This window comes from Burkholderia sp. SIMBA_062, from assembly GCF_046534765.1.
Taxonomy (GTDB): Bacteria; Pseudomonadota; Gammaproteobacteria; order Burkholderiales; family Burkholderiaceae; genus Burkholderia; species Burkholderia ambifaria.
Genome location: NZ_JAWRYD010000222.1, coordinates 1 through 277 on the forward strand (window position 1 = coordinate 1; position 277 = coordinate 277).

General features: G+C 59.2%; 1 protein-coding gene. It reads right to left on the reverse strand.

Annotated features, from left to right (window positions below; genetic code table 11):
• Window positions 1-277: hypothetical protein (locus tag SB786_RS36130; protein ID WP_410731564.1), on the reverse strand; the 277-nt coding region annotated here is incomplete at both ends.

A 277-nucleotide genomic window follows, 5' to 3' on the forward strand; every position in this document is an offset into this window, starting at 1 on the left:
GGCGAACTCGATCAAACCACCCAGTACCACGAATGCCGCAGCCAGTTCACCCAGGCCAAAACCCTGGAAGCCCGCTTCGAGCTTATGGAACCAGCCCATGCCAGCGAAGATCTTTTCCGCGCTGTGGCAAAGCTCGTTCAAGCCAAAGTACATTCGCACGAGCGTGGCCTGCCACAACAAGGTACCCAACCAGGCACCCGGCTTGGATCTGTCTCGGCGCAGGTCGCTGAGGGCACAGTCCACGAACTGCAGAAACATCGGAATGGCGGCGATGCTC